General features: G+C 60.3%; 16 protein-coding genes. 12 read left to right on the top strand and 4 right to left on the bottom strand.

Features of this window, described 5'->3' with window-relative positions; genetic code table 11:
- Positions 1-15 precede the first annotated feature (15 nt).
- On the top strand, positions 16-600 hold the full coding sequence (locus BGE01nite_RS05485; protein ID WP_146849272.1) for a MarC family protein: 585 nt from the start codon (positions 16-18) through the stop codon (positions 598-600).
- Between the two features lie 16 nt (positions 601-616).
- Positions 617-1,462 carry a DUF3472 domain-containing protein gene (locus BGE01nite_RS05480; protein WP_146849270.1) on the top strand — a complete coding sequence of 282 codons (846 nt, stop codon included), beginning with the start codon at positions 617-619 and terminating at the stop codon, positions 1,460-1,462.
- 54 nt (positions 1,463-1,516) lie between these two features.
- Here the strand turns inward: BGE01nite_RS05480 and BGE01nite_RS05475 are convergent, their stop codons facing one another.
- Positions 1,517-2,158, bottom strand: coding sequence for a transposase (locus BGE01nite_RS05475; protein ID WP_146849269.1), 642 nt, complete (start codon positions 2,156-2,158; stop codon positions 1,517-1,519).
- Positions 2,159-2,279: 121 nt separating this feature from the next.
- Here BGE01nite_RS05475 and BGE01nite_RS05470 point away from each other — a divergent pair, with 121 nt between their 5' ends.
- Complete coding sequence (locus tag BGE01nite_RS05470; RefSeq protein WP_146849267.1) at positions 2,280-2,894, top strand: trimeric intracellular cation channel family protein; 615 nt, start codon at positions 2,280-2,282, stop codon at positions 2,892-2,894.
- 76 nt (positions 2,895-2,970) lie between these two features.
- On the top strand, positions 2,971-3,696 hold the full coding sequence (locus tag BGE01nite_RS29345) for a bifunctional nuclease family protein (RefSeq protein ID WP_146849266.1): 726 nt from the start codon (positions 2,971-2,973) through the stop codon (positions 3,694-3,696).
- 29 nt (positions 3,697-3,725) lie between these two features.
- On the opposite strand, the gene proC is transcribed toward BGE01nite_RS29345, so the two are convergent.
- Positions 3,726-4,532, bottom strand: coding sequence for a pyrroline-5-carboxylate reductase (gene proC / locus BGE01nite_RS05460; protein WP_146849265.1), 807 nt, complete (start codon positions 4,530-4,532; stop codon positions 3,726-3,728).
- 466 nt (positions 4,533-4,998) lie between these two features.
- Between proC and BGE01nite_RS05455 the strand changes: the two genes are divergently transcribed.
- Both BGE01nite_RS05455 and nagB read left to right on the top strand, forming a co-directional pair.
- Positions 4,999-8,607, top strand: a complete 3,609-nt coding sequence (locus tag BGE01nite_RS05455; protein ID WP_170266611.1) for a hydantoinase B/oxoprolinase family protein — start codon at positions 4,999-5,001, stop codon at positions 8,605-8,607.
- 95 nt (positions 8,608-8,702) lie between these two features.
- On the top strand, positions 8,703-10,595 hold the full coding sequence (gene nagB, locus BGE01nite_RS05450; protein ID WP_146849262.1) for a glucosamine-6-phosphate deaminase: 1,893 nt from the start codon (positions 8,703-8,705) through the stop codon (positions 10,593-10,595).
- 11 nt (positions 10,596-10,606) lie between these two features.
- On the opposite strand, the gene BGE01nite_RS05445 is transcribed toward nagB, so the two are convergent.
- Both BGE01nite_RS05445 and BGE01nite_RS05440 read right to left on the bottom strand, forming a co-directional pair.
- Positions 10,607-11,227 (bottom strand): DNA-3-methyladenine glycosylase, encoded by a 621-nt coding sequence (locus tag BGE01nite_RS05445; protein WP_146849260.1) that lies wholly within the window; start codon positions 11,225-11,227, stop codon positions 10,607-10,609.
- Positions 11,228-11,254: 27 nt separating this feature from the next.
- Positions 11,255-12,016, bottom strand: a complete 762-nt coding sequence (locus BGE01nite_RS05440) for a Nif3-like dinuclear metal center hexameric protein (protein ID WP_146849259.1) — start codon at positions 12,014-12,016, stop codon at positions 11,255-11,257.
- 186 nt (positions 12,017-12,202) lie between these two features.
- On the opposite strand from BGE01nite_RS05440, the gene BGE01nite_RS05435 reads away from it, so the two are divergent.
- The 6 genes from BGE01nite_RS05435 to BGE01nite_RS05410 all read left to right on the top strand — a co-directional run bounded on the left by BGE01nite_RS05435 (position 12,203) and on the right by BGE01nite_RS05410 (position 23,890).
- Positions 12,203-14,353 carry a DUF1549 and DUF1553 domain-containing protein gene (locus BGE01nite_RS05435; RefSeq protein WP_246145668.1) on the top strand — a complete coding sequence of 717 codons (2,151 nt, stop codon included), beginning with the start codon at positions 12,203-12,205 and terminating at the stop codon, positions 14,351-14,353.
- Between the two features lie 4 nt (positions 14,354-14,357).
- Complete coding sequence (locus tag BGE01nite_RS05430; RefSeq protein ID WP_146849256.1) at positions 14,358-15,449, top strand: serine hydrolase domain-containing protein; 1,092 nt, start codon at positions 14,358-14,360, stop codon at positions 15,447-15,449.
- An 81-nt stretch (positions 15,450-15,530) separates the two neighbouring features.
- Positions 15,531-17,702 (top strand): PPC domain-containing protein, encoded by a 2,172-nt coding sequence (locus tag BGE01nite_RS05425; RefSeq protein WP_146849254.1) that lies wholly within the window; start codon positions 15,531-15,533, stop codon positions 17,700-17,702.
- The gene (locus tag BGE01nite_RS05420) at positions 17,699-19,990 is read left to right on the top strand and encodes a c-type cytochrome domain-containing protein (protein WP_146849253.1); all 2,292 of its coding nucleotides are present in this window, start codon (positions 17,699-17,701) and stop codon (positions 19,988-19,990) included. Before BGE01nite_RS05425 ends, BGE01nite_RS05420 begins: the two co-directional genes overlap by 4 nt.
- 54 nt (positions 19,991-20,044) lie before the next feature.
- A complete protein-coding gene (locus BGE01nite_RS05415) occupies positions 20,045-21,469 on the top strand; it encodes a DUF1501 domain-containing protein (RefSeq protein WP_146849252.1) in 1,425 nt (474 codons plus the stop codon).
- Between the two features lie 9 nt (positions 21,470-21,478).
- The gene (locus tag BGE01nite_RS05410) at positions 21,479-23,890 is read left to right on the top strand and encodes a PVC-type heme-binding CxxCH protein (RefSeq protein WP_146849251.1); all 2,412 of its coding nucleotides are present in this window, start codon (positions 21,479-21,481) and stop codon (positions 23,888-23,890) included.
- Positions 23,891-23,934: the final 44 nt, after the last annotated feature.

The following is a 23,934-nucleotide window of genomic DNA, read 5'->3' as shown; positions in this document are numbered from 1 at the left end:
GATTTTATGCACCCTATGGACACGCTTTCTGCCACGCTGCTGCTGCTCACCATCATGGACCCGCTGGGGAATGTGGCGACGTTTGTGTCCGGACTGCGCCATGTGCCGCAGGAGCGCAGGCTGCGGGTGATCGCGAGGGAGCTGGTGATCGCCTTGATGATCTTGTTGTTATTCCTTTTCACAGGCCCCGGGCTGCTGGGGCTGCTGCATTTGAAGCAGGAGGCTTTGTTCATCAGCGGTGGGATCGTGCTGTTCCTGATCGCGCTGAAAATGATCTTTCCACCTTCGCGAAGCGAGACAGAGGAGACGCCGATCGAGCCGTTCATCGTGCCGCTGGCGACGCCGATGGTGGCGGGGCCTTCAGTGCTGGCGACGCTGCTGGTGCTGGTGAGCACGCAGCCTGAGCATCTCTGGAATTGGTTCATGGCGCTCATGATCGCCTGGAGCATCACGGCGGCCATTCTGCTGTGCGCGCCAGCCATCGCCCGCGTGCTGAAAGAGAAGGGCTCCATGGCCGTGGAGCGGCTCATGGGCATGCTGCTGGTCATGGTGGCCGTGCAGATGCTGCTCAACGGCATCGAACATTATCTTGGACGTTAGAACAACTCATCAACTCATGCGCATCATCCACACACTCATCGCCCTGCTCGGCTTTACCACAACGTTTGTTCGCGGCGCGGAACCGACCGCCGCCTGCTCGATTCATTTTCAGTGGCCGGCGCCGGCTTCGACCTGGTTTTACAATGAAGCGACGGTGCAGGCGAGCACACCTGGAAGCTACTTCTCCATCTGTGGCTGGAACACCGGCTACTTTGGCATCCAGGAACTGAGCAACGGGAGCAAGGTGGCGATCTTTTCCGTGTGGGATCCGGCGAAGGGTGACAATCCGGAAAACGTGCCGCTGGAGCAGCGTGTGGAGGTGCTGCATGAGGGCAAGGATGTGAAGGTCTCGCGCTTCGGCGGTGAAGGCACCGGCGGCAAGAGCATGACCCCGTTTGACTGGAAGATCGGTGAGAAGGTGCGCTGCATCGTGCAGGCGACGGTGGAGGGCGAAAAGACTGCGTATTCGGGATGGCTGTATCAACCTGCGCAACGCGAGTGGAAGCATCTGGTGACGTTTCGCGTGAAGACGGGTGGCAAGCCTCTTTCGGGCTTGTACTCCTTTGTGGAAGACTTTCGTCGTGACACGAAGAGCGTGAATGAGGAGCGCCGCTGTGACTTTGGCAATGGCTGGGTGAGGACGGTGGAGGGGAAGATGGTACCAATCAGCGAGGGGAGGTTCACCTGCTCCAAGGCCGCGAATGAGGCACAAGACCGGATCAATGCGGGGCGCACCCCGACGGCGCTGTTTCTAGCCAATGGTGGCAGCGTGAGGACTGAGGTGAAGGTGGGCACGATGCTGAAGCAACTGGCCGTGGCACCGGTGGTGCCGCATGACCTGCCGCTGGAGCTTTTGAAGTGAACGGAGAGGACTCGACTTTCGGAGAAAGTCGGCCACGCTCGTTGCGGCCTCTGTTCAGTGCCAGGAGTCGGGACGATGCCAGGTGAACTCGCCTGGACACAGGCGGGCTTTGGCTGGGTTTTCTTCGATGTACTGCTGGATGCGGCGCAAAGAGACAGCCGTGCGAATGATGTGATCGAAACTCTCGGGTTGCCAAAACTCACCGCTTCTCCCCAGGAGTTCATTGATCTTTCCGCCGCTGAAGCGTTTCCAAGAAAAGCAGGTTTTCTCCACGTCGATGTCTGCATGGAGTGTGACAAGAACATGAACGTGGTTAGGCATCAAAACAAAATCACCAAGATCATAGCGCTGCCCGTCAAAATGGCGGAGTGCCGACTCGATGGTCGAGCGGATGGCGCTTTGTCGTAACAGGCACTCGCCATGGCATTCGTCCAAGTGATCCTGCCAGCGACGAGAAAAACGATTGTGGTATTCACGCTGCAATTCCGCGGATAGCGTACGCAGCTCTGCCAGGGATGCCTTGTGAGTGAACAACCAGTCGTCACGCTCTGCCTGCCATTGTTTCCACAGTTTGACGGGGATGGAGTCAGCCGTGCGCCAGGTGATGAAGTAGGTGCGTCCGGTCTGCTGCCAGTGCGGTAGGAGTCCATGAGAGATCTCAACCCTTTCTGCCGGGTTGAAGGGGATGAAGTTCATCGTGGCCGATTTTTTCCAAAAATCGAGCCTGGCTACAAGATGAAAGTCGTGCGCGGGTCAATCGTCATACAGAGGCTCGACTTTCGGAGAAAGTCGGCCACGTTTGGCCACTTCATAGAGCATGCCTCCCTGGATCGAATACTTTGCTGTCGCGGTGTGCGCGATCACGGCGGTGCTGGCCGCGGAGGGGAAGTGCATGGACCTCTTTGGCGTAATCGTGCTGGCGCTGGTGACGGCGGTGGGTGGCGGGACGATCCGCGATCTGTGCCTGGGTGTGCGGCCGCTGTTTTGGATCGCCCAGCCGATGTATCTCTGGGTGGCGCTGGGAGCAGCGGTGGCGACCTTTGTGCTGGTGCGCTTTGTGCATCTGCCGGCGAGGGTGCTGGACATCGCGGATGCGTTTGGACTGGCGCTGTTTGGTATCGTGGGGACGGAGAAGGCACTGGCGTATGAGGCGCCGGGCATTGTGGCGATCCTGCTAGGCATTGTGACGGGGGTGGCAGGTGGGATTTTGCGGGATGTGCTGCGGCGGGAGATCCCCTGGGTGTTCCAGGCGGAGGTGGACCTGTATGCGACGGCGGTGTTTGCCGGGGCGCTGGTGTTTGTGCTGCTGCGGGAGTGGATGCCGCCTTCCGAGAGCCATCGATACATCGGCATGGGGGTGATTTTAATCCTGCGACTGGCGGCGATGCGGTGGAAGCTGCGGCTGCCGACGTATCGGGGACGTGGGGTGTGAGGGGGTGTTGTGGAGGTCACGTGAAATTCGTGGGACGCGAGTTGCCAGCCGGGGACGTAGCGCTTTAATCAATGCCATGAATCGTGAAGTCATCGAAGCCCAGGTGCGCGCTGTCCTGCCTTTGGACGGCAGCTTTGCCGTGTTTCTCGGCAATGAGGACAAGACCTTTGTCATCTATGTGGATGAGGCGGTGGGATCCGCGATTTCCATGTTCATGCGCGGGGTTTCGAAGGAGCGTCCGCTGACGCATGATCTGCTGGCTTCCGTGCTCATGGCTTTCGGCGGCAAGGTGGACCGCGTGATCATCAACAATGTGCAGGGCAGTGTGTTCTTTGCACGCATCATCCTCTCCGCCGAGAACCAGCTGCACGCGCGCAAGGTGATCGAGCTGGATGCACGTCCGAGTGACAGCCTGGCGCTGGCGCTGCAGCAAGGCGCGCCCATTTTTGTGGCGGCGCATGTGTGGGACAGTGTGGAGGACGTGAGCGAGACGCTGGCGGAGATCGAAAAACGCAGCGCTGAGCAAGCGGCGGCCGCTGAGGACGACGATGACGATGATTTAGACTCCGACGACGATGACGGAGATGATGAGGACGATGATGATGATGATGATCTCGACGAGATCGATCCGGATGATCTCGACCTCGATTCACTCGACGACGTGGACGACGAGGAGGAGAAAAAGGACAGCGGCACAGATGCCCCCAGTGACGCCGGCGGCGGCAAGAAGGGCTACGACGATGGCTACGGCCACCTCGACGATGACGACGACGAGGGTGAGGAGTGGAAGAAGGACAAGTAATCTTGTCCTCTCCTCTTCATCCAGGAGCCTTACTTTGCGCCGAGCTGGAGACTGCGTTCGGTGGCTTTGCGGACGGCCTGGATGAGGGAGTTGCGCAGGCCGTGGGCTTCGAGCTGCTCCAAACCTGCAATGGTGGTGCCACCGGGACTGGTGACTTCATCGCGAAGAGCGGCGGGATGCTTGCCGGTTTCGAGGACCATCTGCGCGGCACCAGCGACGGTTTGAGCGGCGAGAGTGAGCGCGGTGGCACGGGGCAGGCCCATGAGGACGCCGCCATCCGCGAGTGCCTCGATCACGGTGTAAACATAGGCCGGGCCGCTGCCGCTGAGGCCGGTGACGGCATCGAGCAGCTTTTCGGAGACTTCATCCGCGGTGCCGACGGCTCCGAGGATCTTTTTGGCCAGCACGGCATCGTCAATGGTGGCCGAGGTGCCTTTGCTGAAGGCTGCAGCACCGGTGCCGACGAGGGCCGGGGTATTCGGCATGGAGCGGATGACGCGCTGCTTGCTGCCGAGCCAGGACTCCAGATCCGCGAGCTTCAGGCCGGCAGCGATGCTGAGGTAGAGGCGGCTGCCTTTGACCTTGGCGAGCTCTTTGCAGAGGGTCTGCATGTCGCCGGGCTTCACGGCGAGAAGGACGACATCGGAAGCGAGGGCGACCTGGGAAGGTGTGCCGGTGGTGACCTCACAGGTGAGGCCTTTTTTCAAGGCATCGACGGCGGCGGGGACGACATCGCTCAAGGCCACGGTGAGCTCTCTTTTGCCCAACGCCTTTTCCACGCCGCGCAGGAGCGCGCCGCCCATCTTTCCACAGCCAATGAGTCCGAGTTTCAGCATAAGTTCGTGGGGAAAGGTGGCGGGGGGTGGGCGGGGTTGCAAGCGCGGGAGTGGCAGAGGTGGAGTACTGGAGTGGTGGAGTTTTGCGGTGTCCAATGGGTCCGCTTGGGTCATTTGGAGGGTGGGCACGGATGGTGGAGGGTGCGGGGCTATGAATGCACTTTTTTCACAGGAGATTTGGAGATGGGGGAGACGGGAGACAGGAGCCGTTGACGATGGTTTACAGTGGTTGGGGGCCAGAAGGCAGCGATCCGACTGGATCCGACCTACTCGGGGTGGTGGGAGGTTGCGGAACTCGTCGGTTCATCCGGGGCCAACCCCTTTGGAATGGGGTTGTACGTCCGGCCGGGCAGCCGCTCCATGGAGCGATCCAGGTGAATCCGACCAGATCCAACCTGATTTTTTGAGAGGTGGGATCGAGAATCGCTATAGAGATAAAACCTGAAACGCTGTGAATTCTGACACTTTGCCCTCTGAGCTTCCCTGGCGCATCGCGACTGACACGGGGGGGACATTTACTGACTGCCATGCGCTGGATCCGCAGGGGAGGGAGACACGCTGCAAGGTGCTTTCGACGGGGTGCCTGCGGGCGATGGTGGAGAGTGCTGGAAAGGTGGTCCTGGTGAAGGGGCTGCCGGTGCTTCCTAATCGGCTGCTGGTGGGGTTTGAAGTTAGGGCGGTGGGTGAGGCTGAGAGTCGACGGGTGGTGGGATTTGATGCAGCGCGGAGTGAGATCACGCTGGATCAAGCAGTGGACTGGGCTGCGGGGACGCTGATCGAGCTGACGACGGGCGAGGAGGCGCCGGTGCTGGGGGCGCGGATTCTGACGAACACACCGCCGGGAGATGACTTCCCTGCCCTGCGACTGCGGATTGCGACGACGCGGGCCACGAATGCGCTGCTGGAACGCAAGGGTGGTCGGGTGGCGCTCTTCACCACGCGCGGGTTTGGAGATCTGCTGAGCATCGGGGATCAGCGGCGGAGGGATCTGTTTGCACTGAAGCATGAGGCGCGGCCGATTTTTCACGAGGTGGTGTGCGAGGTGCCCGGACGCATGGGTGTCTCGGGAGAGATTCTGGAGCCGCTGGATGAAGATGCAGTGCGCACGGCAGCGCGGGATTGCCTAACCAAAGGCATCGTGACGGCGGCGATCTCGCTGCTGCATGGTCATGCGCATCCGCAGCATGAGCTGCGGGTGGCGGAGATCCTGCGCGAGGAGGGGTTCACGCATCTGACGCTGTCCCACCAAACATCAGCTTTTGCGAAGCTGCTGCCGCGCACGCAGAGCACCGTGGCGGATGCGTATCTACATGCGCCGGTGCAGTCGTTTCTCAATGGCATCCGCCAGGTGTCGCCAGACATGCAGGTGATGACGAGCGCAGGCGGACTGAAGACGGCGGAGGACATACGCCCGAAGGACATGCTGCTGAGCGGACCGGCGGGCGGGGCGATCGGCGCGGCGAATGCGGCGCGCAGGCTGGGACACACGAGGATCATCACCTTTGACATGGGTGGCACGAGCACAGACGTGGCGCGCATCGATGGACGGCCAGGGTATCGGTTCAGCCAGGATGTGGCGGGGATGAGGCTGCTGTCACCCTGCATCGACATCGAAACGGTGGCGGCGGGCGGAGGATCGATCTGCCGGCTGACACATCATGGACTGGCCGTGGGGCCGGAGAGCGCGGGATCGGATCCTGGGCCGGCCTGCTATGGTAAGGGCGGTCCGCTGACGATCACGGATGTGAATCTTTTGTTAGGTCGGTTTGATCCCTCGAAGGCGCCGATTCCGCTGGACCTGGAGGCGGCACGGAAACGTCTGCGTGAACTGCATGGGCAGACGGATGGGGCGCTGAACAAAGTGCAACTTTTGCATGCGCTGCTGAGACTGGCGGTGGAGCATATGACGGATGCGATCCGAAGGATCTCCATCGGCGAGGGGTTTGATCCGGCGGATCATGCGCTGCTGGCCTTTGGTGGCGCGGGGCCGCAGCATGCCTGCGCGGTGGCAGAGTCACTGGGGATGAAGATCATTTTGGTGCCGGGACATGCGGGGATCCTGAGTGCGGTGGGGCTGCAGGAGGCGGTGCCGGAGGTGATTGAGGAGCGGGAGGTGAGGAAGGGGTTGAAGGAGTTTTTGGAGGAGGTTGGCCGTTCGGGGTCTGAAGAGGGGCTCGTTGCTTCATTGAGCACGCTGAAGCGTGAACAACGTACTAGAATTGCGGAGCTCAGGTTGAGGGGGCAGGACACGCCGATTCAGGTGGAGTTTGTGGAGGCGGGGGATCTGCCGGGGTTGTATCAGAAAAGCTATGAACGTCTTTTTGGTTATGCTCCGCCGAAGGGACGGGAGGTGGAGATTGTTAGCTTGAGGACTATCACTCGGGAGTTGGAGGAGCGCGAAGCTTTCGAGACACTTCCAGAGGGAAGACTCACGTCGTCCTCTACATTACAGCAGCTCATTCAAGATGCTTTCTCCACGCTGGTGGTAGCGCCGGGGTGGAGTGTGGAGACGCTGGAAGGGTTTGGGCATGTGCTACGGCAGACGGGCAGTGTGACGGTGGCACCGGTGATGGAGCGCGATCTGGTTCGGCATCGGTTTCACAGCATCGTGAGTGACATGGGGGCGCTGCTGTGTCGCACCGCGATCTCGACGAACATCCGCGAGCGCCTGGACTTCTCCTGCGCGCTGCTGGATCCGCAGGGGCGGCTGCTTTCCAGCGCGCCGCACATTCCAGTGCATCTCGGCGCGCTGGGTGTCTGTGTGCGTGAGGTGGCGAAGGCGGTGACGATGCAGGCGGGAGACACGATCATCACGAATCATCCGGCATTCGGCGGATCTCATTTACCAGATGTGACGCTGATTACGCCGGTGTTTTATGAAGATGCACTGCTGGGCTACATCGCCAACCGGGCGCATCATGCCGAGATCGGCGGGATCACACCCGGATCCATGCCGGCGAATGCAACGAGGCTTGTCGAAGAAGGAGTAGTCATTGCGCCACGGCATTTGATTCGTGGCGGTGAGTCGTGTTTTGATGAGGTGAGAGCGCTGCTCACAAGTGCTGTTTATCCGACGCGGAACCTCGCGGACAATCTGGCGGATCTGCATGCGCAGCTGGCGGCGAATCTGCATGGCGTGGAGCGCTTGCGGGCGCTGGCCAGTGAATCCCTACCTCGAATCATGGAGGAGATCCTGATGCACTCGTCGCAGGTGATGCGGCGGCAGATTGAGAGGCTGCCGGAAAGCATCTCAGCTTCCGAGAAGCTGGATGACGGGCATGTGATCGCTGTTTCCATGAAGCGGAGGGCGGACAAGCTGGTGCTGGATTTTGAAGGGACGTCAGCGGTGCATCCGCGCAATCTGAACGCGACGAATGCGATCGTGCGCAGTGCCATCCTGTATGTGATGCGGCTGATGCTGCAGGAGGATCTGCCTTTGAATGAAGGTCTGATGGAGCCGCTGGAGATTCATCTGCCGGTCTCGCTGCTGAATCCAGCCTTTACCGGAGATCCGAGCCGCGATCCGGCGGTGGTGGGCGGGAATGTGGAGGTGAGCCAGCGGCTGGTGGACACGTTGATCAAGGCGCTGGGCCTGCAAGCCTGCAGCCAGGGAACGATGAATAACTTTTTGTTCGGCGGCGAAAGGTTTGGCTACTATGAAACCATCGCGGGAGGCTCGGGTGCTGGAGAAGGGTATGACGGCGCGCATGCGCTGCACACGCACATGACGAACACGGCGATCACCGATCCGGAGATCATCGAGCAGCGCTACCCGGTGCGGTTGCGGCAGTTTGCCATCCGGCGTGGTTCGGGTGGTGCTGGCCAATGGCGCGGTGGAGATGGCGTGGTGCGTGAGTTTGAGTTCCTTGAACCGCTGACCGTCAGTCTGCTGACACAGCACCGCGTGGAGGCGCCTTTTGGCCTGAATGGAGGCGGCACGGGTAGACCCGGCCAGCAGCGGCTCATTCGTGAATGCACGGAGACGATCCTCGAAGGCTGCACGAGCTTTCCGGTGCTGCCTGGGGACCGTGTGGTCATGGAAACTCCTGGTGGAGGGGCATTCGGAAGCACCTAATGAGGGCGGATTGATACCACTTCACGTCACGTCGCGGTCTTGAGCCGGACAGAAAGCACGCCAGATTATCCTTTCCCCCAACCATCCTTCCCGCCATGTCCACCGCCCGCCGCTCCGCTGCCGAAGCCTACGAGAAGACTCCGACCCGCATTTTCCCGAACTCTGCCACGGCGGCCAAGGAACTCGCCGCCGAGGTGCGCGCCTTGATCGAGGAGCGTGCGAAGCAGGGCAAGAACGTGGTGCTCGGCATGGCCACGGGTTCGACACCAGTGCCGTTTTATCGCGAGCTGATCCGCCTGCACAAGGAAGAGGGCTTGAGCTTTAAGAACGTGGTCACCTTCAACCTGGATGAGTACTACGGTCTCGGAGCGGACCACCCTGAAAGCTATGCGCGCTTCATGGCGGACCAGATCTTTGATCACATCGACATCCCGAAGGCGAACATCAACATCCCGAGTGGCAAGGTGTCGAGCGACCAGGTCTTCGCGCACTGTCGTGAGTATGAGGAGAAGATCGACGCGATGGGTGGCATTGATTTGCAAATCCTCGGCATCGGCAGAACCGGTCACATCGGCTTCAACGAACCTGGATCGAGCCGCGACTCGCTCACACGCCGTATCACGCTGGACCGTGTGACACGTCAGGATGCCGCAGCCGACTTCCGTGGTGAGGAAAACGTGCCGCACTTTGCCATCACCATGGGTGTGGGCACGATCCTGCGCGGCAAGAAGCTGGTGCTGATGGCCTGGGGCGACAACAAGGCCGAGATGGTGGCAAAAGCGGTGGAAGGCCCAATGACGGAGGCGATCTCTGCCTCCTTCCTGCAGGGGCATCCGAATGCGCGCTTCTACATTGACACCGGTGCTTCACGCGAGCTCACCCGCGCCAAACTGCCGTGGCTGGTGGGGCCTGTCTCCTGGACACCGCGCGAGACGCGCCGAGCAGTTTGTTGGTTAGGCAATCAGCTTCACAAGCCGGTGCTGAAGCTCACTGACGAGCATTACAACGAGCATGGTCTGGGTGATCTGCTGAGCGAGCAGGGTCCGGCGTATCAGCTCAACATCCGCATCTTCAATCAACTGCAGCACACGATCACCGGATGGCCTGGTGGCAAGCCGAACGAGGCGGACACGTATCGCCCCGAGCGTGCGAATCCGTATCCGAAGCGCTGTCTGGTGCTCAGCCCTGAGCCGCAGGATGCGGTGGTCTCCATGGGGGCGACTCTGGAGCGTCTGGCCGAGCAGGGTCATGATGCGCGCCTGATCTCCCTGACCAGCGGCAACCTGCGCGTGCCGGACAGCGAGGCGGACAAGTTTGCCGAGACGCTGAAGGAACTGGCCGGCATTGTGAGTGACTCGTCTGTGTGGGCTCCGCAGACTGCGTATGCCGAGCAGGCGCTGAAGATGCTGGCGGACAAAGGTGAGTTCGGCGCGGACACACCTCTGCTGCGCCAGCTGAAGGCGCTGATCCTGCGCGGTGAGCTGCGTGACGCGGCAAACGCCTGCCACCTAACCAATGATCACATTGTCTTCCTCGACCTGCCGTTCTATGAGGAGGGGCGCTATCGCCGCTTCAAGAGCACCCAGGCCGATGTGGATGCGCTCGCAGCCCTGCTGCGCGAGCACAAGCCGCATCAGATCTATGCCACCGGTGATGCCGCGGATCCGAGCAGTGTGTCTGGCATCTGTTTCAAGGTACTGGAAGCTGCGCTGAAGGCCTGTGAAGGTGAAGACTGGGCCGGCTCATGCAGCCTGTGGCTGTATCGCGGCAAGGAGAAGCCGCTCGAAGGTCATGAGATCGACATGGCGATCCCGCTGAGTCCTTCGCAGCTTGAGCGCAAAGGCCGCGCGCTGTCTCGCTATGGTGCGCTGTCTTCCCTGGAGCGTGCCTCGCCTGAGTCCAACCGCCAGAACGCCGCGAACTATGATGCGCTGGGCTTGGCGCAGTATGAGGCCATCGAGACCTTCCAGCGCTGGCGCAGGGTCTAGAGTTCAGCGATTCACATCAGAGGTGAGGGCGGCTTCACAAGCGGCAGCTTCACCTTTCCGTGTGGGACACTGACGTGAGGATGGTCCGCGGCGAGGAATCGCCACGGATAGTCCACGGCCTGGCTGATGCCGACACGGACATCCGCGAGCACACTCACGGGTCCGCTTGGGAGATGCAGGCCACATTGAGCGGGCCTTCCACGACCGGCCATGATGGTGCCGTGGTGGTCTCCGGTGATGCCGAGCGCTCTTCCGAGCTTGCCGGGACCTGAGCACAATTCGTTAGGCTTGAGCTTGTTCCGGCGCTGCTGCATGAGTTCGATGCCACGCTTGGGCTCAAGCGCACGGATGAGGACGAGGCCGTCCTTGTTGCCACCTTTGACCAGCAGATTGAAGAGCCAGTACATGCCGTAGTTCAGATACACATAGGCGGTGCCGGGTGGCTGCTTCAGCACGAAGTCTCGGGCGCTGGGTCGAGAGGCGGTGTGACAGGCGAGGTCGCCTTCCACGGCATAGGCTTCCGTCTCGACGATGATGCCGGAGCAGCCTTGCCACTCCAGCTCCACACCGATGAGATCACGCGCGACGGTGAGGACATCGCGCTCGAAGAAGTCAGGCTTCAGATAGGCCATGAGAATAGGGACAATGATACTTCGCTTTTACAGACCTGTGGGATGATCGACGAACTGCCAGGGGATGCCGAACTGCTGCTCGAGGTGTGCGGCGAGTGCCTTCACGCCGAAGGTCTCGGTGGCGTAGTGGCCGCCGTAGAGGACGTTGATGCCGAGCTCTTCCGCCAGCGTGTAGCTCCAGTGCGGGCCTTCGCCGGTGATGAAGGTATCGACTCCGGCCTTCGCAGCTGCGGCGATCTCGGAGCCAGATCCGCCGGAAGAGATGCCGATCTTCTTGGTCACGCTCGGGCCGCCTGCGCAAACATGCACGCGACCGCCATCAAGTGCTGCGGTGAAGCGTGCGATGACTTCTTCCAATGTCAGCGCGGCCTCACAAGTCACGCCGACGGACATGCCTTTGTACTCCAAGAAGCCGCCGCTGGGTGTGAGCTGCATGGCCTGGGCGATGCAGGCGTTGTTGCCGAGCGCGGGATGCACATCCAGCGGCAGGTGTGCGCTGTAGATGGCGAGGTTGTTCTCTAGCGCCAGGCTCATGCGCTCAAAGGCGCTGCCGGTCCATGGTTGCAGGCCGCTCCAGAACATGCCATGATGCACGATGAGCATGTCCGCGCCTGTGGCGATGGCCTTCTTCACGACGGGCAGCGTGGCATCCACGGCGGCGACGATGCGGGTAACCTCTCCCTTGCGGTTCTCGAGCTGCAGGCCGTTCACCGCATTGGAGTAGTCCGGCAGCTCGGCGATGCGAAGCGTGCTGTTGATGTGGGAGACGATGTCAGTGAGCGAGGCCATGATGATATGAATGTGATGTCATGACGCTATGCCGTGATCTTTAACTGGCAAGCCTGTGAAGAGGCTCATGTGCAAGACCTTCGATACGCAGCTCCAGGGCTCATTTGGCTGTGCGAACTGTCCCCCTGACTCCGTAGGTTTCAGACAATGTTAGGAAAAGCCTTCATCTTCCTGGGTCTTGTGACCATGAGTCTCGCCGCGGAGCCACTGAGCTTCGTGCGGGACGTCCAGCCTATTTTGACGAAGGCAGGTTGCAACGCAGGTGCATGCCATGCAAAGGCCGTGACAGGACAGCGCGGCTTCCGTCTCAGCGTGCTCGGTTTTGAGCCGGAGGAGGATTATGAGGCCATCGTGAAGCAGGGCAAAGGCCGCCGTGTGTTTCCCCCGGCACCTGAGGAAAGCCTGATCGTCACCAAAGGTGCGGCCATCGTGCCACACACAGGTGGGAAGCAGATCGAGCCGGGGTCGGAGTCTTATCAGACACTCGTGCGCTGGATCGCTGAAGGCATGCCCTACGTGCAGCCTAACGAACCGAAGCTGAGCGCCATCCTGGTGGAGCCGGCGCGAGTGACGATGAAGGCCAAAACAGCGCAGCAGCTCAAGGTGACCGCGCGCTACTCCGATGGCAGCAGCCGCGATGTGACGAAGCTCTCGCTCTTTGAGGCCAATGATACCGCGATGGCTAGCGCGAGCGGAGAGGGCCTCGTGAAAACATCAGATATTCCCGGCACGGTCGCCATCATGGTGCGCTTCGGCGGCAGTGTGTCTGTGTGCAGCGTGTCTGTGCCGCTGGGTGCGCCGGTGGATGTGATGCCACCTGAAAAGAACTTCATCGATCATCATGTGCTCGCGAACCTGAAGCAGATCGGCATCCCACCTTCGCCGATCTGTGATGACAGCACCTTCCTTCGTCGTGTCTCGCTCGATATCGGCGGACGTCTGCCGACTCTTGAAGAGACCAAGACCTTCCTTGCAGATCGCTCACCGGACAAACGTGATAAAGCTGTCGAAGCGCTGCTGAGCTCACCGGACTACGCGGATTACTTTGCCAACAAATGGACCGCGCTGCTGAAGAACCAGCGCAGTGAAAATGCGGATATCACGGCGAACTTTGCGTTCCATGCGTGGATGCGTGACAACCTGCTCGCGAACACGCCTTACGATCAGATCGTTCGTCAGATCCTCGCTTCCACAGGCACCATTGTTTCAAATCCGCCGGTCGCCTGGTACAAGCGTGTCAAAGAGCCCACCACACAGGTCGAGGATGTGGCGCAGCTCTTCCTCGGTGTGCGCATGCAGTGCGCGCAGTGTCATCATCATCCTTTTGAGCGCTGGACGCAGGCGGAGTACTTTCAGATGGCGGCTTTCTTCAGCCAGATCGGTCGCAAGCCCACCGCCATCGCCGGTGAAGATCTCATCTTCCACAAGCGCGGCATCGCGCAGACGGAGCATCGTAAGACACGTGTGATGCTGAAGCCCGCAGGCCTTGGTGAGCCGCCGCTGGACATCGCACCCGATGATGATCCCCGTCTGGTGCTTGCGGACTGGATGAGCCGGAAGACCAACCCATTCTTCGCGAAGGCTTTGGTGAACCGCTACTGGAAGCACTTCTTCAAGCGCGGCCTCATTGAACCCGAGGATGATCTGCGCGATACCAATCCACCGACGAATCCTGAGCTGCTCGATGCGCTGGCGAAGCACTTCCTGGACAGCAATTACGACCTCAAGTCCCTCGTCCGTGTCATCACGCAGAGCCACACGTATCAGCTCAGCGCGATGCCTAACGAACACAATGCCATTGATCGCCAGGCCTTCTCCCACTTTTATCCGAAGCGCATGACGGCGGAGGTGCTGCTCGACAGTATCGACATGGTCACCGCCTCGAAGACGGACTTCGCCGACCTGCCACCAGGCACGCGTGCCATCTCGCTTCCAGACAACAGCTACACGCGTGCTTCGCCTTTCCTGAAAGTCTTCGGCCGTCCTGACAACACCAGCGTTTGTGAATGCGAGCGCGTGCAGAGCGCCAGCCTCGCCCAGAGCCTGCATCTCATGAATGCCAGCGATGTGAAGGCCAAGCTCACCGCGAACAATGGACGTGCCGAGCAGCTCACCAAGTCTGAGCTGCCCGAGCCGAAGCGCATTCGCGAACTCTACCTTGCCGCCTTCTCCCGCGAGCCTACGGCTGATGAAGTCCGCATCGCGGAAACCCATCTCTTAAAGCCGCGCAATGATGCCGATGGCAAGGCGCTCGATTCCCAACGCGCCAAGCGCAACGGCTATGAGGACCTCCTCTGGGCGCTGCTGAACACGAAGGAGTTTTTGTTTAATCATTAAGGCCATGACACGTCGGGACAGTCTCGCTCTCACACTCGCTGGATTGGGTCTGACTTTCAGCGCCCGGGCCGCGAATGCCACCACGATGCAAAACGCTCTCCAGATCATCCAGGCGCAGATTGACAACGGCACACTACATTCAGCAGTGCTGCGAGTGAGTCGTGGCCATCAGGTGACCGAGCAAGCGTTCGGCAAAGCGAAAGTGGACTCCATGTTTCTGCTCGGGTCGATCACAAAACCACTCACCGCAATGGCTGTGATGGTGCTGGTGGACCGGGGAGAGATTAGGTTGTCGGATCCCGCAGTGAAATACCTGCCGGAGTTCAGCGAAGGTGCGCGCAAGAACATCACCCTCGAGCATCTGCTCACGCATACCTCCGGCCTGCCGGATCAACTGGCAGACAACAATGCTCTACGTGCGCGTCATGCTCCGCTGGCTGAGTTTGTCAAAGGGGCTGTGAGCACACCCCTGCTCTTCTCACCGGGCACGAAGTATCACTATCAAAGCATGGGCATCCTGCTCGCGGCGGAGATTGTTCAGCGTGTGGCGAAGACCCCGTTGCCGGAATTTCTTCAAGAGCAGGTTTTCACACCGCTGGGCATGTCACGCACCGTGCTCGGACTCGGCAAGTTTCAAAAAGAGGACATGGTGCCGATGCAGACCGAACACGCCGCGCCCGAGGCGGGCGCAGGCGATCCCAAGGCACGCGAGTGGGACTGGAACAGCGACTACTGGCGGCAGCTCGCCGCCCCTTGGGGCGGAGCACACAGCACCGTTGACGACCTCAGCAAATGTCTGAGCAGCCTCATGCATCCGGATGGCAAGGTGCTGCGCGAGGCCACCGCGCGTCTCATGACCCAGGAACACACGCCCAAGCTCGAAGCGCATCGCGGCATTGGCTTTGCTGTCGGTCCTGCAGGTCTTGGCAAAGGCTGCTCCGCTCGCACCTTCGGGCACGCTGGTTCTACTGGCACACTGGCATGGGCGGATCCAGTCACTGACACCACATTTGTGCTGCTCACCGCCCTTCCGAAAAATGTCTCCGGGGCTTTGATCCTCGATCCGGTATCAGGCATGGTTTCCACCATGAGTTGATCGGACCACAGTCATTCACAGACTAACGATATGTTCCGAAACCCTCAAGATTCGATCATCTCAAAGCGTAGCTTTGGTGCTATGTTTTCACGGATATATTTCCTCATCTTTTTGTTAGCCGCTTCCGCGATTGGCCAGCAGGTCACCCTGCCCTTGCCGCGCCTGCTCACGATCATGCCGATGGGCGGTCAGGCGGGACAGAATGTCGAAGTGACGATCACGGGCGAGAACATCGAGGACGTGACGGAGCTGACTTTCTCCACACCACAGATCACGGCGAAGCCCGTCACTGGCACGACGAACAAGTTCACGGTCAGCATCGCAGCCGGCGCGCCACTGGGCGTGCATGATGCACGTGTGCTTTCGCGGCTTGGTGTATCCTCCGTGCGTGCCTTCTCCGTGAGCCAGCTGCCTGAAGTCGTGCGCACAAAGGCGAACAACACGCTTGAGACGGCCATGCCGATCACTGTGGGATCGATTTGCAATGCCACGATGACGAAGCGTGCGGTGGACTACTATTCCTTCCAAGGCGTGAAGGATCAGACGGTCGCGGTCGACTGCGCCGCAGTCGGGATCGACTCGCGTCTCACACCCGTGCTCATCCTCGCGGATGGCAAAGGCGCAGACCTGAAGGTGAACCGCACCGGTGGCATGATTGATTTCACGCCGCCTGCTGATGGCACCTACATCATCAAGGTGAATGATCTCACTTACCAGGGTGGCGAGCGGCACTTCTATCGCCTTGCCTTGCAGAAGAGCCCTGCGCAGCCACAGCCGCAGACCCAGATGGTGAGCGCCATGTCCTGGCCGCCTGCGGATCTGCCACCTACTGCCAATGTTAACGAGACCGAGCCTAACAACAAGGACGCGCAGAGGATCACTCTGCCCTGTGACATCGCAGGCTCTTTCTTTCCGGCAGCGGATGTGGACACCTATGAGTTCACGGCAAAGAAAGGCGAGACCTGGTGGGTGGAGGTCGCCAGCGAGCGCCTCGGGCTCAACACCGATCCCTTCGTGCTCGTGCAGCAGGTGAAGGACGGCAAGCTGACCGATGTGGCCGAGCTCTACGACATCGCGCCGCCGATGAAAGTCACCAGCAATGGCTACTCCTACGATGGCCCGCCTTATGACGCAGGTTCACCGGATGTGAATGGCAAGTTTGGGGTCAAGGAAGACGGCACCTATCGCCTGCAGGTGCGTGACCTCTTCGGCGGTACGCGCAGTGATCCGCATGCGATCTATCGCCTCATCGTTCGTCAGGCCACGCCGGACTTCTCGCTCGCCGCGTGGGCGGTGCACATGACACTGCGCAATGGCGACCGCGCCTCGCTTTCCAAGCCCATGTCACTTCGCCAGGGCGATGCACGCGCCTTTGAGGTCGTGGTGCAGCGTCGCGATGGCTTTGATGGCGAAATCAACATCAGCATGGAGAACCTGCCGAAAGGAGTCAGCGCGGCTGGTCTGAGAATCGGCAAAGGCAAGACCTACGGCCACCTCATCGTCACCGCAGATGAGAAGGCTCCGTGCGGATTCTCGCTCGCGAAGATCATCGGCAAAGCCGTCATCGACGGCAAGGAGCTCACACGTCCTGTGCGCCTCGCCAGCATGGAGTGGCCGGTGAAGGATGCGAAGGGTGACATCCCCGCCCCACGTCTGATGGCGGATGTTCCCGTCTCTGTGACGGATTCAGAACAAGCACCTCTCAGCATCTCTGCCGCTGAAGACAAGGTTTATGAGGCCAAGGCTGGTGAGACATTCAAAATCCCGCTCAAGCTCACGTGGAGAAATGAATTCAACGGCACCTCGATCAAGGTGAAAGCTTATGGTGAAGGCTTCAGCGGCATCAAGGAGTTCGACATCCCGCTCAAGGCGACCACGCATGAAGCTGTGATTGACCTCGCCGCGTTGAAGATCACACCAGGTGACTACACCTTCGCCTTCCAGAGCCTGGGGATCTGCAAATATCGCTACAACCCCGCCGCCGTCCCTCTCGCCGAGGCTCAGCAGAAAGAGGCTGAGACAACACTCGCCGCTGCTGCGGCTGAGGCCAAGAAAGTGGCCGCCACCGATGCTGAAGCCGCGAAGAAGGCTGCTGAGAAGCAGAAGCAGGCCGAGGCCGCGATGACCGCCGCCACCAGCAAGATGAAGTCCGTCACCACGACTGCGAACCCCACGGACACCGTCGAGATCCTCATCTCCCAGCCCATCCGCGTGAGCGTGAAGGCGGCTGGCGCCACCACTGCCAGCAAATGATGATGAAAGCACTGACTCTTCTCCTCTGCGCGTCGGCAGTCTCTGTCTCGGCGGCGGAGCTCGACTTCTACAAGGACGTGTATCCGTTCCTGAAGTCGAACTGCATCTCCTGCCACAACAAGACCACGACGAAGGCAGATCTGAACATGGAGACGCCGCAGCTGATGATCCAGGGCGGCGAGTCGGGGCCTTCCATCGTGCCAGGAAAGAGCGACGAGAGCCTGATAGTGAAGGCATCCCAGCACAAGGATGACATGGAGATGCCGCCGCCGAACAACAAGTCTGGCGCGGTGAATCTGAGTCCGGCGGAGATCGCGGTTCTACGGCAATGGATCGACCAAGGGGCCAAGGCTTCCGTGCAGCAGGAGCGTGCGGTGGTGCTGAAAGCCTTCTCCGCCAGCGTGGATCCGATCTACAGTGTGGCGATGACCCGTGACGGACGCTACGCGGCCTGTGGACGGTCCAACCAAATCTTTGTCTATGATCTGGCCACCCGCCAGTTCATCGCGCAGATCACCGATCCCTCGGAGAAGAACGGAACTGCGCATCGGGCACTGGTGCAATCACTCTCCTTCAGCCCGGATGGCACACGACTGGCCAGCGGCAGTTTTCGTGAAGTGAAGATCTGGAAACTAGAAACCGCCAAGCCTGCCGCGTCCTCAGCCAAGACTGCGTCAGCGCCTGCCAGCGCCGACTTGATCAAGAAGATCGAAACCACTGGCAAGATGACTGTTCTTAGCCATGCGATGTCTACCGATGGCAAGCAGGTGGTCACGGGATGTGCAGATGGCTCCGTGCGTGTGTGGGATGTCGCGACGACCAAGCAGATCACGGAGTTGCGTGGAAGCGTGGCTACAAACCGCAAGGCTGCGGAAATGGACTGGGCTATTGCCGAACAGACTCTGGAGCAGGCTTTCCAGAAGAGTGAGGTCACTCGCATCGAAGCCCAGGAGAAGGCGCTGGATGTGCTGCTCGGCAAGGCCAAGGAGGCGATCGTCACCATGAAGAAGGTGCTGCCCGAAAAGCAAAAGGCCGTGCCACCCGCCACTGAGGCTAAAGCAGCCGCGCAGAAGACCGTGGATGACATCGCTGCGAAGGTCCAGGCTGCGCCGAATGGCAAGCCTGATGCTGCGCTGGTGAAAGAGCACAAGACAGCCCAGGACAAGCTCATCACGGCAAAGACGGCCGAGGTTTCAGCGCTGGCCGCTGTCGCTGCTGCGGAGAGCAACGTGAAGGATGCCGAGGATGATGTGAAGCGCATCACAGACTCCAAGGCCGCAAACGCGAAAACACTCGCTGCCGTGAATGCCGCCATGACTACCGCCAAGGCTGCTCAGGACAAGGCAGCTGCTGATCTTGCCGCATTGAAGCAGTCTTTGGCGAAGACGGCCATGAAGCCCCTCGCGGTGTCTTTCTCCGCAGATGCGCAGCGAGTGATGTCTATGTTCGATGACGGGACGCTGCGCGTGTGGGCTACCGCCACTGGCATCCCGATTGGAGAAAACGTTGCCAATGCTGCGGCCACGAGCACCACCATCACCTCGGCACAGGACGGCTCATTCACCGTCACCAAGGCAGCCACGCAAACGATTGGCAGCGCACCTCGCTGGGTCTTGGAACGGAAGATCGATCAGAAGGGACTCTTCGCAGACCGCGTGAATGCCGTGCGCTTTAGCCCTGATGGCAAGACACTGGCCACGGGTGGTGGAGAGCTTTCCCGCTCCGGTGACATCATTCTTTTCGATGTCACCACCGGCAAGGCCACGCAGACTTGGAAGGAGAAGCACGATGATGTGGTGCTGTGCCTCGACTTCTCACCGGATGGAAAGCTCCTTGCCTCCGGCGCGGCCGACAAGATCGCTCGTGTCACAGATGTGGTTAGCGGCAAGCAGGTGAACTTGCTGGAAGGTCACACGCATCACGTCATGGGCATCGCCTTCCGGAGTGATGGCCGCGTGCTCGCCACTGCTGGCGCAGAAGGCTCCGTGGTCACCTGGAACATGATCCTCGGCGAGCGGAAGAAGAAGATCGAAGGCTGGAGCAAGGAAGTCACCTCGCTGCAGTTTATCGGCGCCACGAACCAGATCGTGACGAGCGCTGGAGACAACCGCGTCCGCATCGTGACGGATGACGGGACGGATGTCCGTTCCATGGCCAATCTTCCTGACTACATGCAGGCCGCCGTCAGCGCGCCGAATGGCAGCACCATCATCGCCGGTGGTGAGGACAGCATGCTCCGCCTGTGGGACAGCGCTGGCAAGGAACTCGCCGCCTTCGGCGCCAAGTAGGCCCGGCATTCCCAGGGATAAAGCATCACCTTTCAATCCGTAGTTTTAAACATCATGTCTTCCATCATCCAGCCCCCTTCCCTTATGCGTTGCGCCGGTCCGCTGTCGCGCCGCGGGTTCATGCAGTTCGGGCTGGCCGGCATGGCCACGCTGAGCTGGCCCGGCCTGCTGAAGCTGCGTGCTGAGAATGCCGCCAAGCCGAAGGGCGAGCGCAAGTCCATCATCATGGTGTGGCTTCCGGGTGGCCAATCGCACATCGACACTTATGATCCGAAGCCGGATGCGAGCAGCGAGTATCGCGGACCTTTCAAGACGATCAGCACCAAGGTCCCGGGCACGCACTTCACAGATCTGCTGCCGATGAATGCGAAGATCGCGGACAAGTTCACCGTGCTGCGCTCCATGCATCAAACCGCCGGCGGTCATCCGGCAGGAACCATGCAGATGTTCTCCGGTGATGCGGACACGCGCGATAAACCCAAGCCACGTCTCCCCGACTGGATGTCCGTGGCTCATTACCTGCGTGCCAAGGAAGGCGGCCGTACCAATCCACTGCCGAACTACATCGGCGTGCCAGCTGCTTCACCCGAGTATTCCAGTCCTGCCTATCTGGGAGATGCCTATGCACCCTTTGCCGTGTCGGGTGACCCGAGCCGCCCTGGCTTCCAAGTGCCTAACATTGGTTTGGATGATGAGGCAGAGAACCGTCGCCTCAGCGAGCGCATCGCGCTGCGCCGAAGCCTGGACAAGATGGAGCGCGCCTTTGACCGTGAAGGTGAGCTCGGCGCGCTGGACGAGTTTGAATCACAGGCGGCCACACTGCTCACGAATCCAAACACGCGTGATGCCTTTGACCTGGAGAAGGAAGAGGCTGCTGTCCGTGATCGCTATGGCCGCAATCGCTGGGGTCAGCAGTTGCTGCTCGCGCGCAGGCTTGTCGAGGCAGGCGTGGAGATCGTGACGAGCAGCCTGAGCGGTCCGCTCTGCGGTCGCGTGAACAACTGGGACGACCATGCCGTGAACCAGCATCAGTTTGAGGCTCTGCGCTTCCGCATGCCCACCTATGACCGCGCTGTCTCTGCGTTGATTGAGGACATCTATGCACGTGGCCTCGACAAGAAGGTGCTCGTGGTCGTCACAGGTGAGTTTGGCCGCACGCCGAAGATCAGCTTTGACCGCAGCACCGGCCCTGGTGATGCCAGCGGACCGACTGGGACCTTGCAGCCAGGCCGCGATCACTGGCCCCGTGCCTTCACCAACATCTGGGCCGGTGGCGGCATCCAGACGGGTGGCGTCATCGGCGCGAGCGACAAGCGCGGCGAGGACGTGGTCGAGCGCCCCTGCAATGCGAGCGACTTCCTCGCCACCATCTATCATCATCTCGGCATTGATTATGCCAAGGTCGCCATCAAGGACCTCAACGGCCGTCCCACGCACATCGTGGAGAATGGCAGGCCGATTGCTGAATTGATCGCGTGATGAAGTGACATGAAGCGCCTCCTTCTTGCCCTCCTCCCTTGGTCTGCCTTTGCGCAAGCACCTCCCCCGCCCAAGACTCCCGCGGTGCCCGAGGATCTGCCACCGCAGATCAAGATCCTGCAGCCAGGAGTGAAGCTCACTCTGCTGGCCGAGCATCCTGATCTCGTCACACCGACGGGCATTGATGTGGATGACAAAGGCCGCATCTGGGTCGCCTCATGCCACACGCACTTTCGTCCTGAAGGCTACGATGGCCCCGTGCATGATGAGATCCTCGTTTTCGATGCGAATGGCAAAAATCGCCGCGTCTTCTACAACAAGACCGATGCCACTATGCATGTGGAATGCGGTCCTGATGGCTGGGTCTACCTCGCTGAGCGTGACCGCATCCTGCGGGTGAAGGACAGCGATGGCGATGGAGTCGGCGATACCGAGCAGAACCTCGCCACCATGGACACCGTGGCGGATTATCCGCACAACGGACTCAGCGGCATGGCCTGGCATCCGGATGGCGGACTGATCTTTTCGTTAGGCGAAAATTTTGGCAAGGACTGGACCCTCACTGGCATAGATGGAGCCACGGTTAGCGGACGTGGTGAAGGTGGTGTTTTTCGCTGCACTGTTGATGGCAAAGGGCTGCGTCGCATTGCCCGAGGCTTCTGGAATCCCTTCGGATTGCTGGTGCGCGAGGATGGGGAGATCTTCGCCGCCGAAAACGATCCGGGGAGTCGCCCACCCTGTCGCTTGCTGAATGTCGTCGAAGGTGCGGACTATGGTTTTCAATGGGTGTATGGACGTGATCCCGTGCATCCCTTTGTGGCCTGGAATGGAGAGCTACGCGGCACGCTGGGCATGATCCACCCCTGTGGTGAAGGCCCATGTGCGATCGTGGAACTTGGCGGTGGCGTCATGATCCCAAGCTGGAGCGATCACAGCATCGACTACTTCCCGCTTACGCGGAAAGGCGCAGGCTATACCTCGCAGCGCATTCCCTTGGTCCAGGGCAGTGACTTCTTCCGACCCACCTGCATGACCGCCGGCCGTGATGGCGTGTTCTACTTCAATGACTGGGTCTTCAGCTCCTACCCCATCCATAAGCGCGGCCGCCTTTGGAAGCTCGAGATCACGAACGCACCATGGATCGCCAAGAAAGAGGTCTTCAGTCCTCAACTGGCCCACAAGATCCGCAGTGGCGAGGCCAAGCTCGACACCGCTGAACTTCTCAAGCTCGCCCATGATGATGACAAGTATCTCGCGGATGCAGCTCTCACTGCGCTCTCACGTGCTGGACTAACCGTTGATGCCGTGAAAGCACTCTCACCTGCGGATCGCGTCTGGGCTATCGTCGCCATGCGTCGTGCGGACATGAATGACGAGAAGTGGGTGCGTGCTTTCTGGAGTGATCCAGATCCGGAGATGCGCTTTGAATGCCTGCGCTGGACTGCGGATGCTGTGCTGAAGGACTTCATGCCTCAGGTGGAGAAGATGCTCACGGATCCGACGCTCGACTTCCGCCTGTTTGAAGCCGTGCTTGCGACTTGGAACACCCTGCGCGGAACCCCGGAAGCAGGTGTGCTGAACCCCGAGGTGCTCGCTGAGCGCATCACAAACCCGCAGACACCTGCGCGACTCAAGGGTTATGCGCTTCGCCTCATTCCACCTAACCATAAATCACTCACGGTGGAGCTCCTACGCGAGCTGGCAAAGAGCAACGACGAAGTGCTCGAGCTCGAAGCTGTGCGCAGTCTCGCCTCTCGCAAGGCCAGCGCTGATATTGCCGCGGATGAGAACCGCAAATTCACCGTGCGCGCTGAGGCCATCCTGGGTGTCGAGGACATGACGCAGCTGCAGAAGCTGTCCAGAGACAGCAACGCTGTCATCAAGGACGAGGCAAACCGTGCGCTCCGCTACACGAAGCATGATCACAGCTTCGTCATGAACACAAAGCGGCCTGCCTTCGATCAGACCGAGGCCTGGCTGAAGATGATCGATGATCTCCCCGGCTTCGCAGATGCTGATGCTGGCCGACGCATCTTCTTCAACCCAAAGATCGCTCTCTGCGCCTCATGCCATCGCCACAGTGGACGTGGCAATGTCGTCGGCCCTGACCTGACTTTGGTGGCCCAGCAAGGAGACCGTGCCGCCATCCTGCGTTCCATTCTTGAGCCACATCGCGAGGTCGCGCCGCAGTTCTATCCCTCACTCGTGAAGCTGAAGGATGGCACCGAGTTCACCGGCATTCTTCTCCGTTCCTCCAACACAGAAGTCTTTCGTGATCTCACTGGTAGGGAGCGCTCCTTCCCCGAAGCGGACATTGTCAGTCGCACGGAACTGAAGACCTCGCTGATGCCCCCGGGTCTGGTGCTATCTCTGACCGACAAGGAGCTGCGTGATCTGCTGGCGTTTCTGACCAGGAAATGAAGGCTTTTGCCGCATCGAGCGCCCACCGGCCGCTGCACCAAGCT

It is taken from the genome of Prosthecobacter gellanilyticus (genome assembly GCF_007992435.1).
GTDB lineage: Bacteria > Verrucomicrobiota > Verrucomicrobiia > Verrucomicrobiales > Verrucomicrobiaceae > Prosthecobacter > Prosthecobacter gellanilyticus.
Note: the sequence above shows the minus strand (reverse complement) of the source record. Positions and strands in the feature narration are given on the sequence as shown.

Excerpts from the sequence above, each read along its gene's own strand:
- BGE01nite_RS05485 (WP_146849272.1), top strand. The coding sequence starts at position 16 with ATGGACACGCTTTCTGCCACGCTGCTGCTGCTCACCATCATGGACCCG.
- BGE01nite_RS05480 (WP_146849270.1), top strand. The coding sequence starts at position 617 with ATGCGCATCATCCACACACTCATCGCCCTGCTCGGCTTTACCACAACG.
- BGE01nite_RS05475 (WP_146849269.1), bottom strand. The coding sequence starts at position 2,158 with ATGAACTTCATCCCCTTCAACCCGGCAGAAAGGGTTGAGATCTCTCAT.
- BGE01nite_RS05470 (WP_146849267.1), top strand. The coding sequence starts at position 2,280 with ATGCCTCCCTGGATCGAATACTTTGCTGTCGCGGTGTGCGCGATCACG.
- BGE01nite_RS29345 (WP_146849266.1), top strand. The coding sequence starts at position 2,971 with ATGAATCGTGAAGTCATCGAAGCCCAGGTGCGCGCTGTCCTGCCTTTG.
- proC (WP_146849265.1), bottom strand. The coding sequence starts at position 4,532 with ATGCTGAAACTCGGACTCATTGGCTGTGGAAAGATGGGCGGCGCGCTC.
- nagB (WP_146849262.1), top strand. The coding sequence starts at position 8,703 with ATGTCCACCGCCCGCCGCTCCGCTGCCGAAGCCTACGAGAAGACTCCG.
- BGE01nite_RS05445 (WP_146849260.1), bottom strand. The coding sequence starts at position 11,227 with ATGGCCTATCTGAAGCCTGACTTCTTCGAGCGCGATGTCCTCACCGTC.
- BGE01nite_RS05440 (WP_146849259.1), bottom strand. The coding sequence starts at position 12,016 with ATGGCCTCGCTCACTGACATCGTCTCCCACATCAACAGCACGCTTCGC.
- BGE01nite_RS05435 (WP_246145668.1), top strand. The coding sequence starts at position 12,203 with ATGAGTCTCGCCGCGGAGCCACTGAGCTTCGTGCGGGACGTCCAGCCT.
- BGE01nite_RS05430 (WP_146849256.1), top strand. The coding sequence starts at position 14,358 with ATGACACGTCGGGACAGTCTCGCTCTCACACTCGCTGGATTGGGTCTG.
- BGE01nite_RS05425 (WP_146849254.1), top strand. The coding sequence starts at position 15,531 with ATGTTTTCACGGATATATTTCCTCATCTTTTTGTTAGCCGCTTCCGCG.
- BGE01nite_RS05420 (WP_146849253.1), top strand. The coding sequence starts at position 17,699 with ATGATGATGAAAGCACTGACTCTTCTCCTCTGCGCGTCGGCAGTCTCT.
- BGE01nite_RS05415 (WP_146849252.1), top strand. The coding sequence starts at position 20,045 with ATGTCTTCCATCATCCAGCCCCCTTCCCTTATGCGTTGCGCCGGTCCG.
- BGE01nite_RS05410 (WP_146849251.1), top strand. The coding sequence starts at position 21,479 with ATGAAGCGCCTCCTTCTTGCCCTCCTCCCTTGGTCTGCCTTTGCGCAA.